At 44.3% G+C, this 12,731-nt stretch carries 12 protein-coding genes; 8 read left to right on the top strand and 4 right to left on the bottom strand.

Annotation, left to right across the window (positions count from 1 at the left end):
- Positions 1–84: 84 nt before the first annotated feature.
- Positions 85–840, bottom strand: coding sequence for an HTH-type transcriptional regulator UlaR (ulaR, locus tag BCU07_RS14020; RefSeq protein ID WP_017064005.1), 756 nt, complete (start codon positions 838–840; stop codon positions 85–87).
- 339 nt (positions 841–1,179) lie between these two features.
- Here ulaR and BCU07_RS14015 point away from each other — a divergent pair, with 339 nt between their 5' ends.
- From BCU07_RS14015 to BCU07_RS13990, 6 genes are all read left to right on the top strand, one after another.
- Positions 1,180–3,018 (top strand): PTS ascorbate-specific subunit IIBC, encoded by a 1,839-nt coding sequence (locus BCU07_RS14015; protein WP_017060920.1) that lies wholly within the window; start codon positions 1,180–1,182, stop codon positions 3,016–3,018.
- 66 nt (positions 3,019–3,084) lie between these two features.
- Positions 3,085–3,552 (top strand): PTS sugar transporter subunit IIA, encoded by a 468-nt coding sequence (locus tag BCU07_RS14010; RefSeq protein ID WP_017069724.1) that lies wholly within the window; start codon positions 3,085–3,087, stop codon positions 3,550–3,552.
- Between the two features lie 10 nt (positions 3,553–3,562).
- Positions 3,563–4,261, top strand: a complete 699-nt coding sequence (locus BCU07_RS14005) for an L-ribulose-5-phosphate 4-epimerase (protein ID WP_017064003.1) — start codon at positions 3,563–3,565, stop codon at positions 4,259–4,261.
- A 109-nt stretch (positions 4,262–4,370) separates the two neighbouring features.
- Positions 4,371–5,192, top strand: coding sequence for a pyridoxal phosphatase (locus tag BCU07_RS14000; protein WP_102428462.1), 822 nt, complete (start codon positions 4,371–4,373; stop codon positions 5,190–5,192).
- Positions 5,193–5,196: 4 nt separating this feature from the next.
- Positions 5,197–5,844, top strand: a complete 648-nt coding sequence (locus tag BCU07_RS13995; protein ID WP_017064001.1) for a 3-keto-L-gulonate-6-phosphate decarboxylase UlaD — start codon at positions 5,197–5,199, stop codon at positions 5,842–5,844.
- An 8-nt stretch (positions 5,845–5,852) separates the two neighbouring features.
- Positions 5,853–6,734 carry an L-ribulose-5-phosphate 3-epimerase gene (locus tag BCU07_RS13990; RefSeq protein WP_065583765.1) on the top strand — a complete coding sequence of 294 codons (882 nt, stop codon included), beginning with the start codon at positions 5,853–5,855 and terminating at the stop codon, positions 6,732–6,734.
- Positions 6,735–6,897: 163 nt separating this feature from the next.
- Here BCU07_RS13990 and BCU07_RS13985 read toward each other — a convergent pair whose 3' ends face one another.
- Positions 6,898–7,107 (bottom strand): hypothetical protein, encoded by a 210-nt coding sequence (locus tag BCU07_RS13985; RefSeq protein WP_065583766.1) that lies wholly within the window; start codon positions 7,105–7,107, stop codon positions 6,898–6,900.
- A gap of 386 nt (positions 7,108–7,493) precedes the next feature.
- Here BCU07_RS13985 and BCU07_RS13980 point away from each other — a divergent pair, with 386 nt between their 5' ends.
- Positions 7,494–8,945, top strand: coding sequence for a catalase (locus BCU07_RS13980; protein ID WP_017066332.1), 1,452 nt, complete (start codon positions 7,494–7,496; stop codon positions 8,943–8,945).
- A 217-nt stretch (positions 8,946–9,162) separates the two neighbouring features.
- Positions 9,163–10,035: a patatin family protein gene (locus BCU07_RS13975; RefSeq protein WP_065583767.1), complete on the top strand. Its 873-nt coding sequence runs from the start codon at positions 9,163–9,165 to the stop codon at positions 10,033–10,035.
- Positions 10,036–10,155: 120 nt separating this feature from the next.
- On the opposite strand, the gene BCU07_RS13970 is transcribed toward BCU07_RS13975, so the two are convergent.
- The gene (locus BCU07_RS13970; protein WP_102428463.1) at positions 10,156–11,148 is read right to left on the bottom strand and encodes a 2-hydroxyacid dehydrogenase; all 993 of its coding nucleotides are present in this window, start codon (positions 11,146–11,148) and stop codon (positions 10,156–10,158) included.
- 612 nt (positions 11,149–11,760) lie between these two features.
- Positions 11,761–12,561, bottom strand: a complete 801-nt coding sequence (locus tag BCU07_RS13965; protein WP_102428464.1) for a ferredoxin--NADP reductase — start codon at positions 12,559–12,561, stop codon at positions 11,761–11,763.
- Positions 12,562–12,731: the final 170 nt, after the last annotated feature.

Raw genomic sequence — 12,731 nt, 5'->3', positions numbered from 1 at the left:
GGATGTAGGGAGCCGAGCGCCTTAATTTGGATTAAGGCACTGAGCTAAATTTATTATTATTGGTGGGCTAGTTAGCCCTGCGATTTAAACTAGGATGACTTGCGTCCCTTGAGCTTCAATCAGTTTTACGACTTCGGGATTGGCGTCTTTACCGGTGATGACGATGTCTATTTGCTTGGTGCTGCAAAAGAGCATTCCGGTACGTTGTCCAACTTTTGAGCTATCGACCACGACGACAAGCTTATCGACCTGTTCGAGCATTTGTTGTTCGGCTACGGCCGTTAACATGTCGGCTTTGTACAGCCCGGCATCGGTTAAGCCTTTACCTGAGGTGAACATCCAGTTTCCCGCATAGCCGCCTAATGAATTAGGGGCAGGGTTTAGAAAGATGTTCTGCGCTTTGTTGTATTGACCACCAATGATGATGACATCGTCATGATCTTCGTTGATCAAGTAGCTTGCGAGTGGAAAGTAGTTCGTTACGATTTGAACGTCATCGCCACATAATTGCTGACCGAGTAGGAAAGCCGTCGAACCACAGTTGATCACGACTGTATCGCCAGCCTGACAAAGCCCTGCAGCTGCTTGAGCAATCTCTGATTTCTCTTCATAGAACTCAGTGCTGTTGATATTCAGTGGTGACCACTTTCTCTTCTGAGTTTCTACTCGTTCCGCACCATTTCGAATTTTTCTAAGTCGGCCAACTTCATCTAACTTAGCGATATCGCGCCTAGCAGTAGCAGGAGAAACGCTAAATTTATCAATAATATGAGAGACGTTGATTGTCTGCATATCTTCTAACAGCGACAAGATGCCGTTATGTCTTTGTACTTCATTCATATTTATCACTCTTTTTGTCGTTGTGACAATTTAATGATTACTTTTGATTTGTTTTGATTCTAATAATCACCATCATGATTGTCAAACCACATCGCTATAAAAACCAGACATTAATCACAATGTTTTATAAGTGGTTGATTTTATTGTATTTATAATTTTTATGTGTGATCTAAAGCTCAATTAAGCACATTCTGGGTGTGGTTAATTGATATAAATCAAAGTAATCACAAGTGAGCATTGAATGATTACTTTTGATTGGTAAAGTCTAGTTCGTGAGCAAAACTAGAATCATCACATCCTACAAATCATTAAAATTAAAAATCAATCAGGGGTAAAGATATGGAATTCTTATATGATATTTTCTATATTTTTTACAGTCAGGTAATGACCAAAGCACCGTTGCTACTCGGTCTTGTTACTTGTCTCGGCTACATCCTTCTAAAACGTGACGCAACAACTGTTATCTCCGGCTCTATTAAAACCATCGTTGGTTTCATGATAGTGCAGGTAGGTGCAGGAACATTGGTAGCGGGTTTTAAACCGGTTATTGAAAAAATGAGTGAAATACATGGATTAACGGGATCGGTAATTGACCCGTACACCTCCATGATGTCCACCATGGAAACCATGGGCGACAACTACTCTTGGGTTGGGTATGCAGTATTACTGGCTCTTGGGCTAAACATTCTACTTGTTGCCTTCCGACGTATTACGGGTATCAGAACCATCATGCTGACTGGGCATATCATGTTCCAGCAAGCTGGCCTCATTGCTGTTTTCTACTTCGTGCTTGGTGCAGGTATGTGGGAAACCATTATTTATTCAGCAATATTGATGGCGTTGTACTGGGGTATCTCCTCAAACATCATGTTCAAGCCGACTCAAGAAGTCACTGGTGGTGCGGGTTTCTCGATTGGTCACCAACAACAGTTTGCTTCATGGGTAGCCACCAAGGTTGCACCGAAGCTTGGCGACAAGAACGACAGTGTTGACCACATCAAACTGCCTAAGTGGTTACACATTTTCCACGACAGTATCGCTGCAACAACGTTAGTAATGACTGGCTTCTTCGGCATTATTCTTCTTTCGTTCGGTCTTGATAACCTTCAGGACATGGCAGGTAAAACGCACTGGTTTATCTACATTTTTGAAACTGGTTTGAAATTCGCTGTTGCCATTCAAGTCATCGTTACTGGTGTTCGCATGTTCGTTGCGGAACTGTCCGAGGCATTTAACGGTATTTCTCAACGCCTTATTCCTAACGCTGTTTTAGCAATCGATTGTGCTGCTATTTACGCCTACTCTCCTAACGCAATGGTATTTGGTTTCATGTGGGGCGCAGTGGGTCAATTCACCGCTGTTCTTGCAATGCTAGCGTTTGACGCACCAATCATGATCATTCCTGGCTTTATCCCAATGTTCTTCTCGAACGCCACTATCGGTGTGTTTGCTAACCACTTTGGTGGCTGGAAAGCGGTGATGAAGATCTGTTTCGTGATGGGCATCATCGAAGTGGTTGGCTCTGCGTGGGCAATCCATATCTTCGCTCAATCAGGTACTGAGTTTAATGGCTGGATGGGCATGGCTGACTGGGCTCTGGTATTCCCACCAATCATGCAAGGTATCTCAAGCTCTAGCATGTTCTTCTTTGTGATTTTGGCTTTGGCTGGCATCTACATGTACTTCGCTTCTAAGCAACTACGAGCTGAAGAAGACGCAGAAGCTGCTGCTGAAACAATGACCGCAGTAACGCCTGAAGGTATTGAGGTTGAAGTCGCGGTTCCACAACAATCGACAGCAACCGCTGAAGCACCATCTGTTTCAACAACGGCAGCTTCTACAACATCAGAAACTCGAATCTCACCAGCCGCTGACCAGAAACCGGTTCGTGTCTTAGTGTGCTGTGGCTCAGGACAAGGTTCTTCAATGATGTGCTCTAAGAAAATCAAAGAGTATTTGGACAAGAAAGGCATCCCAAGCTCGACCTTTAACAGCGCCATCACTGATTACAAATCACACCTTGGTTCATTCGACATCATCGTTACTTCGGTTGCTCTTGCAGCGAAGATCACGGGTCTGCCGGAAGGTAAGCAACAGTTAGCGGTTAAGAACATGATTATGGTGAAAACTTTCGGCGACGAACTTGTTTCCATCATCGAGAACAACTTCCATAAATAATTAAAAACGGCTCAGTGGTGTCGCACTGCTGAGCCAATAAAAACAATTATATAAGTGAGCAATAACATGAACTTAAAAGAATCTCTTATCAAGAATAACTCTATCCTACTGAACGCAAAAGCAGCTGACTGGAAAGCGGCGATTAAGCTAGGTACTGACGCATTGGTGAAAGCGGGCGTGGCTGAAGAGCGTTACTACGACGCGATTACTAAAGCGATTGGCGAAGAAGGCCCTTATATCTGTATTCACGATGCGTTCGCACTGCCTCATTGCCGCCCTGAAGACGGTGTTATTCGTACTGGGTTTGCGCTAACCGTGCTTGAAACGCCAATTACGTTTGAAGGTGTTGATGAGCCTGTAGATGTGCTGATAACACTAGCGGGTAAGGACTCAGAAGAGCACATCGAAGGCACCATGCAAGTGGCGAACTTGATTGAATTCGATGAAGACTTCTCAAAACTTCGCGCGTGCAAAAGCCCAGAAGAAGTGGCGCGTTTAATTGATGCTGCATTGCTTCAAGCGGAAGCGGCGTAAGGAGGCAACGATGTCTAAATATAGCCAATTGAAACAACGTGTTTTAGAAGCCAATTTGCAACTTCCGAAATACGGTTTGGTGACATTTACTTGGGGTAATGTCTCTGAGTTTGACCGTGTTAACGGAGTGATAGCGATTAAACCATCAGGTGTCGAATACAGTGATATGACGGCTGAAGACATGGTGGTCGTCGATCTCGAAGGCAAGGTTGTTGAAGGGAAACTCAATCCTTCAAGCGATACCGCAACGCACTTAGAGCTCTATAAAGCTTTCCCTGAAGTGAGTGGCATTGTTCACACGCATTCACGTAGTGCCACCATTTGGGCACAAGCGGGTATCGACATCCCAGCCTTAGGCACCACTCACGCTGATTATTTCTACGGTGACATCCCATGTACACGTCGATTGTCTCACTCTGAAATTTCTGAAGAGTACGAGAAAAATACTGGCTTGGTGATTATTGAAGAGTTCAAGCAACGTCGAATCGATCCAATGGCCGTTCCAAGTGTGATTGTTGCAGGACATGCGCCGTTCTCTTGGGGCAAAGATGCCAACGACGCCGTTCATAACGCGGTGGTATTAGAAGAAGTGTCGGCAATGGCGTTGGCAACGCGCACCTTGAATAGCGGCATCAAAATTCAGCCAGAACTATCCGACAAACACTACTTACGTAAGCACGGTGAAAATGCTTATTACGGCCAACAGTAAATCGGCTTTTTGTTTAAATAAGCCGTTTAAGTAAGCCGTTACGAGCTTCGACTCTAAGTAGTTTCAATATTGATTAGGCCCGACTTCAGGGAATAAGTGAGAGGACTCTATGTATAAAGTGCTGGCGTTAGATCTCGATGGAACCGTGTTAAAGGATGATCACACGATTCATCCAGAACTGAAAAAAGCGATCCAAGAAGCCAAACAAAGTTGTCATGTCGTGATTGTGACTGGTCGACACCACACAGCTGCACGACCTTATTACTACGAATTGGGGTTAGATACGCCAATCATCTGCTGTAACGGCACTTATGTTTACGACTATCAGACTGAAACGGTACTGACTCAAAACGCGATAGAGAAAGATAAGGCACTTACTTTCATTAACATGGCTGACGAGTTTCAGCTCAAGATGGTGATGTATATAACTCATGCCATGACGTACTCACAGTACAACCCATTTGCCTACATGTTGGCATTGGAAAGCTGGGCTGAAACGGCACCAGAGCAACATCGCCCACAAATTTACCAAGTGGAATCATTCATAGAAACAGCTCAACAAGCTGAACACGTTTGGAAGTTTGTGGTAGAGGGGAGCCAAGATTCCGTCGACCGTTTAATGCAACACCCATGGATAGGAGAGAACTTCAACGGTGAGCGTTCTTGGTCAAACCGAATCGACTTTGCTGCAAAAGGTAACAGTAAGGGCCTACGCCTTGCTGAATACATCGCAGAACTCGGTTATCACGCCGATGACGTCATTGCCGTCGGTGATAACCACAACGACATATCCATGATTAAGTACGCCGGATTCGGTGTAGCGATGCTCAATGCTGATGACATCGTCAAATCACACGTTCAACGCGTGTGCTCAACAGATAACAACCATGATGGCTTAGCCCGTCTAATACGTGAACAAATTAAAGGATAACAACATGACTAAACCAATGATTCAGATCGCCCTAGACCAAACAAATCTTCCTGCCGCAATTGAAGTGGCAAACAACGTTGAAAGCTTTGTTGATGTGATTGAAGTGGGCACTATTTTGGCTTTTGCTGAAGGTATGACAGCGGTTTCTACCCTTCGTAAAAACCACCCAGACCATATCCTTGTGTGCGATATGAAAACCACCGATGGCGGCGCAATTTTGGCTCGAATGGCATTCGAAGCGGGTGCTGATTGGATAACCGTTTCTGCGGCTGCACACATCGCAACCATTGGTGCGTGTAAGAAAGTCGCTGACGAATTTAACGGTGAAATACAAATCGAAATTTACGGCAATTGGACAATGGACGATGCTCAATCTTGGGTCGACCTAGGTATCTCTCAAGCTATCTATCACCGTTCTCGTGACGCTGAATTAGCTGGTGTGGGCTGGACTGAAGAAGATCTTGTGAAGATGCGTGCATTGTCTGAAATGGGCATCGAGCTTTCTATCACAGGTGGCATCGTGCCTGAAGACCTTTACCTATTTGAAGGCATTAAAGCGAAAACCTTTATTGCAGGTCGCGCACTTGCGGGTGAAAAAGGTAAAGAAACAGCAGAAGCACTAAAAGCTCAGATCGACCGTTACTGGAATTAGGAGGCGTTATGTACCAAAACTTATTACGCCACCGAGTAGGGCTTTATGAGAAGGCCCTACCTAACGAACTCAGCTGGGAAGACAAACTGGCAACAACCAAAGAGCTCGGCTTTGATTTTCTTGAGATATCGGTAGATGAATCAGACGAGCGCCGTAGCCGTTTGGATTGGAATGACGATGAAGTGTATGTCTTACGTCGCCTGTGTGAAAAGCATGGTGTACCGCTGCAATCCATGTGTTTAAGCGCGCATCGCAAGTTCCCATTTGGATCTGCAGATCCGGTGATTCGTGAACAAGCGGCTATCCATATGGAAAAAGCGATCTCACTCGCTTACAAATTGGGTATTCGTACCATCCAATTGGCTGGGTATGACGTTTACTACGAGCCTGCGGATAAGGTGACTCACCAGAGGTTCATTGAAGGCATGAAGCTTTCTGCGCAGTTGGCGGAAAGGTCGGGCGTTATGCTCGCTGTGGAGATCATGGATACCGATTACTTGAACTCTTTGAGCAAGTTTGAAGTGCTGAGTCGTGAAGTCAATTCACCGTATTTCACGGCGTATCCAGATGTGGGTAATATCTCCGGTTGGAATTACGACATAGTGACGGAACTAAAGTTGAGCAAGCCTCATATCACTCAGATCCACCTCAAAGACACTTATAAAGTGACTGACGAATACAAAGGTCAATTTCGAGACTTAGTGATTGGTGATGGTGAAGTCGACTTTAATGCCATTTTTGAAACGTTGAAAGAGACTGAGTGCGTCGTACCACTCGTGATTGAGATGTGGGCTCAAGATGAGCGTTGGAAAGAGAATATTCTGACGGCACAAAAGCGTTTGAACGAGGTATGTGTGCAAACGGGTGTTCCGATGTTGTTTGACCACTAGCTCTACTTAGAATGATTAACCCGTTTCTCTTTGCGTTCTCAATGCTCCTAACGAAAAGAGAAAATGCAGCATATTGCCCCCCAATATGCTGCATTTTTATATCAACATGTCGCTCTAAACTGTTGAAGCTGAGGTTATGTCAATTTCGAAATAGTGGCTGTTCTTAAACAGCAATAGTCACATGATCACGGCCTACTTCAGCCATCTTAATTAGGTAGTCCGTATGGTATTTCTTCTTGATGACGATTTGGCTACCGATTTCAGCAACAATCTTCACGACCTCTAACGCATCAGAAGGATGCAATGAAGAATCTTTTGAAATTTCGATATTAACGCCCAAATTTGCCAGTTTCATAATGTCGCTAGAGTGCATGATAATATCCAATATATTTTATTATGGTGGACTATATCATCATCGATTAATTCAACGCCACTCTGCTAAGCCCAAAGTTTTGAACGATGCCCTCAAACTATGATTTCAATATGCAAGTAGTGAAATTTGATCGCAAACTGATACCATGGTCTTTCTTATGGGATTATGCCAACTTTGGCGGGGATGTTGTTGTTCAGTCTCGTGTGAAGAAATGAACAGTCAACTTGATAGGTTTTATCTATAACAAAGATAAATAGAAACGATTATGTTTATTTTTAATGCCGACCTATTCTTTATCCACACTAATTCAATGGTTTAAATGCTGGGTCTACTTAAATTTACGGTGTCACAACGATTGTGCACATTTACCCTCTAAGGAATCGATCATGAGTAAAAAACTAACTACAGCAGCAGGTTGTCCTGTCGCTCATAACCAGAATGTTCAAACGGCGGGCAAACGTGGTCCACAACTTCTTCAAGACGTTTGGTTTTTGGAGAAATTGGCCCATTTTGATCGTGAAGTGATTCCAGAGCGTCGTATGCACGCGAAAGGCTCAGGTGCTTACGGCACATTTACCGTTACACACGACATCACAAAATACACCAAGGCAAAATTGTTCTCTGAAATAGGTAAAAAAACCGACTTGTTTGCACGTTTCACAACAGTTGCGGGTGAGCGCGGTGCTGCCGATGCTGAACGTGATATTCGTGGCTTTGCATTGAAGTTTTATACTGAAGAAGGCAACTGGGATATGGTGGGCAACAACACGCCAGTATTCTTCCTTCGTGATCCTCTTAAGTTCCCTGACTTAAACCACGCGGTGAAACGTGACCCACGCACCAACATGCGTAGCGCGAAAAACAACTGGGATTTCTGGACTTCTTTGCCGGAAGCTCTGCACCAAATTACTATCGTAATGAGTGACCGTGGTATCCCTGCGACTTACCGTCACATGCACGGCTTTGGTAGCCACACGTTCAGCTTCATCAACGCTGATAACGAACGTTTCTGGGTGAAATTCCACTTCAAATCTCAGCAAGGTATTAAGAACCTTTCTGATGCAGAAGCGGCACAAGTGATCGGTGATGATCGCGAAAGCCACCAACGTGATTTGCTAGACAGCATCGATAACCAAGATTTCCCGAAATGGACGTTGAAAGTACAAGTGATGCCAGAAGCGGATGCAGCGAAGGTTCCATACAACCCGTTCGATTTGACTAAGATCTGGCCTCATGCAGATTACCCGTTGATCGAAGTGGGCGAATTTGAGCTAAATCGTAACCCGCAAAACTTCTTCGCAGAAGTAGAGCAGTCAGCATTCAACCCAGCGAACGTAGTTCCAGGTATCAGCTTCTCGCCAGACAAGATGCTGCAAGGTCGTCTGTTTGCTTACGGTGATGCACAACGTTACCGTTTGGGTGTAAACCATCAGCACATTCCAGTGAATGCGCCTCGTTGCCCAGTACACAGCTACCACCGTGATGGCGCGATGCGTGTCGATGGTAACTTCGGTGGCACATTAGGTTATGAGCCAAACAACGAAGGTCAATGGGCTGAGCAACCAGATTTCGCTGAACCAGCACTGAACCTAGATGGCGCAGCAGCACACTGGGATCACCGCGAAGATGAAGATTACTTCTCGCAACCGGGTGACTTGTTCCGCCTAATGACACCAGAGAAGCAAGCGATTCTTTTTGATAACACTGCTCGCAACCTAGGCGGCGTGCCAAAAGAGATTCAATTGCGTCACCTAAGACACTGTTACAAAGCTGACCCTGCATACGGTGAAGGCATTGGTAAACTGCTTGAAATCGATGTGAGCGAATTTAAGTCGTAATCAATCATCTTGATTCGTTAATTGAAAGGCCGTTGAGTGAACTACTCGATGGCCTTTTTTGATCTCGCTGAATATCAAGCAACCCTAAGTTATTGAAAAATATAACAATCCACATTGATAGTTTTTACCTATCGAATTGATAAATCTATCCCATTATCTTTGTAAGAGTGATGGGATTATTCTACGACTATCAGTTTATAAAGTAGAAGAGTTTGAGATGAATAAGAGCGCATTAATCGTTGAAGGTGGAGCAATGAGAGGCATTTTTGCTGCCGGAGTTTTAGACGCCTTTATGCAAGACGATTTCCGTCCTTATGACTTTGCCATCGGCGTATCTGCAGGTGTGTCGAATCTGGTTGGCTACTTATCTCATGCACCAAAACGCAGTTATGATGTGATCACCACGATGGCGACGGATAAGACCTTCTTTAACCCTGCTCGCTTTGCCAAGGGCGGTAACTTAGTGGACGTTAAGTGGTTATGGAACGAATCCAATCAACGTTATCCGCTGGACTGTGGCGAGCTATTTTCAAGTATCCCACTCATTGCTGCTGTCACAAATGTCGATACGGGCAGTGCAGACTACTACCATATTAAGCCAGAAAACCTTTCTAATGTTGTTGAAGCAACAACGGCTTTACCTATCGCTTACCGTGAAACTCCGTGTTTCTCTGGTGGCTGTTATACCGATGGCGGTGTAGCCGATTCGATTCCGGTTCGTGAAGCATATCGCCGTGGCGCACGCGATATTACCGTGATTCTGTCTCACCCATTGAGCTACCGAATGAAGCCTCAAAAGCACCAATGGATGCTGAAGAAACTATTAAAGAAATTCCCAAATATTGCTGAATCGATGGCGGTGCGTGCTGAAAACTACAACCAGTCTCTGGAGTTCATTCGTAACCCACCCAAAGATGCGACTATTAAAGTGATAGCGCCACCTGAAGCCTTCGCGGTTAAGCGTTTAACTATGGATCAAAGTACTCTTAATACAGGTTACGAGATGGGCGTCAAAGCCGGTGAAGAGCACCTTGCTATTAGAAAAGGCGTTTATGGTTTAGACACTGAAGATTGTCATTTCTGCGTCTAGGAACGGTTTTAGAATACTGAATAAACGACGAAGCCACGCTGTTCACTTCAGAATAGCGTGGCTTTGTATCTGTAGACCTAGTTTGTTTTTAACTCAGCCTGCTGTTAACTCAATCTGTTATTAAACGAGTTCGTTGCCGCTGGTGTTGCCAGCAAAGAAAGCATCAACACTGGTGAGTGTTGTGTTCGCGATATTGAACAGAGCATCTTTGGTCAAGAAAGCTTGGTGACCTGTGAACAATACATTGTGACAAGCAGATAGGCGACGGAATACGTCATCGACAATCACATCGTTAGATTTGTCTTGGAAGAACAGCTCTTTCTCGTTGTCGTAAACATCAAGACCAAGCGCGCCGATTTTGCTTTGTTTGAGCGCTTCAATCGCTGCGGTTGAATCCAGCAGTTCACCACGGCTGGTGTTGACGATCATCACGCCATCTTTCATCTTCTCAAATGCCGTTGCATCCAATAAGTGGTAGTTCTCTTTACTCATCGGACAGTGCAGAGAAATCACATCAGACTCTTGGTAAAGTTCGTCGAGTTCAACGTATTTAGCGCCTAACTCAACAGCTAACGGGTTTGGATATGGGTCATAGCATAGGATATTCATGCCTAAACCCTTCAGAATTCGCATCGTCGCTAGGCCAATCTTACCCGAGCCAATCATACCGACCGTTTTACCGTGGAAGTTAAAGCCAACTAACCCCTCAAGAGAGAAGTTCGCATCACGAGTGCGTTGGTATGCCTTGTGTAGTTTACGGTTCAAACACATCATCATGCCAACCGTGTGTTCTGCTACCGATTCTAGTGAGTAAGCCGGAACGCGAACCACTTGCAGACCAAACTCTTTGGCTGCGTCTAGGTCGACCTTGTCAAAGCCCGCACAGCGCATCGCGATTAACTTGGTGCCGCCTTGAGCAAGAATCTCTAACACGTCTCGCGATAGGTCATCGTTTACAAACGCACAAACCACTTCGTTGTCGTGCGCCATTTTTGCTGTTGTTGTGGTGAGTCGAAAATCGTGAAAATGAAACTCAGCGTTGAGTTCGCCTTTTGCCAGTTCGAATGATTTTTCGTCGTATGATTTTGAGCTAAAAAAAGCAATGTTGAGCATGGCTTCCTCTCTTACCTAAAATATAAATAACCCACTAATTCATTCTCTGAAACGGGATTAAAACAAGGGCATGTTGACCTTTCGCGGTTAAGTTTTGTTCGAGATAAAATCGTTTTAATCGCGACGAGAGGTTTGCCGCCTAGTCATTCTAAGCAAAACCCTCTCAACAAAGAGTAAAACGATTTTAGCCGAACCCTTCGGGCAGTGTTTGTGGTTCCTTTCTACAGCGTTATCGAATTCTCATGTAGGCGAGCTACACGTCGAATTCTCTGCCTTGTATAAATAACCCACAAACGGCTGCAAAAATCAGCTCGATAGGTCAACATGCCCTACAACTCTATTCAGTGTGCTAGAGTTTTTTTCTCTTGTCTATCACCATTAGTCATTGTAATTGCTAAGGTTATTTGATCTTTTGTCTTCACTTATTGAACATTAAAAATCACATTACGAGGTTGCTTGCTTATAAGTTCATCAATATTGAATGAATCTTACTTTCGGGTGTGGAACGTTGAATTTTCCAGTGTGACGGAATACGTAAATGACTCATATAAAACCTCTTCTCTAACTGTTCTTTGAAAGTTGTGCTTCTGTCTAACGAGTGGCGGTTGTTATTTACCAGTAGTTCTCACTGCTGAATTGACCGGGTTTTCTGCGTAAGTGCTTTTCGAAACCTAAGCTAGTTAGCGCTTCGCTTGTGTCACGAACCATTTGCGGATTGCCGCAAAGGTAGAAAAAACTGCGGGTTTGATTGAAAGCGACAGACGCGGCTTGCTCGAGGCCGCCTCCAAGTAACAAATTTGGGATTCGTCCGCGCAAAGTTCCGGTAACTGATTCTCTAGAAATAATTGGCACATATTTAAGTCTCCCTTGAAAGTGATTAACGAGTTGAGTGATACGATCTCGATAAGTCAGGTCTTGCTCTGTTCTTACAGCATGCACTAGAACCAGATTCTTGAATGAAGAGGCTTTGTCTGAAGCCAACTCATTTTGCTGTATCTGCATGCTCTCAAGTATTGAGATAAATGGGCCTACCGCGGTTCCGGTTGAAAGCATCCATAGATCGTCGGCGATCTCTGGGATCTCATCTAAGGTCATAAAGCCACTTGGGTCTTTGCCGACAAAGATGTCATCGCCCATCTTCAACTCATGAAGTTGAGGTGAAAGCTGACCGTTCTGATCCTTAATAATCAAAAATTCCAGATGTTGATGACCTTGTTCGTGCTCTGGCGCGTTCACCATCGAATAGGCGCGTCTTACGAACTCATCCTCACTGTTAAGTAAGCCAAGTTTCGTGAACTGACCTGCCTGATAAGAAGAGACAGGTGCACTAACCTGGAGTGAGAACAATTGATCTGTCCATTCTGTTTTGTTTAGGACTTTGCCTGTAACTAAACCATGAGGAATATCTGTCATATCATCCACCTTTAAGAAGAGAAGTTATCTCATTAAGGATACTCAACTATTTACACTTTAGAGTTGCATGTATCACGCCAATAATGAGAATGCTTATCAATACTGATTAAAGGTTAATTATTGGGTCGAATGTTGTCAAAAAGACAATATACTATTTGAGTCCAAATGAC

The sequence above is a fragment of the Vibrio sp. 10N.261.54.E10 genome (assembly GCF_002877735.2).
GTDB lineage: Bacteria > Pseudomonadota > Gammaproteobacteria > Enterobacterales > Vibrionaceae > Vibrio > Vibrio crassostreae_C.
The sequence above is the reverse complement of the archived record's forward strand: the minus strand, read 5'-3'. Positions and strand labels throughout refer to the sequence as shown.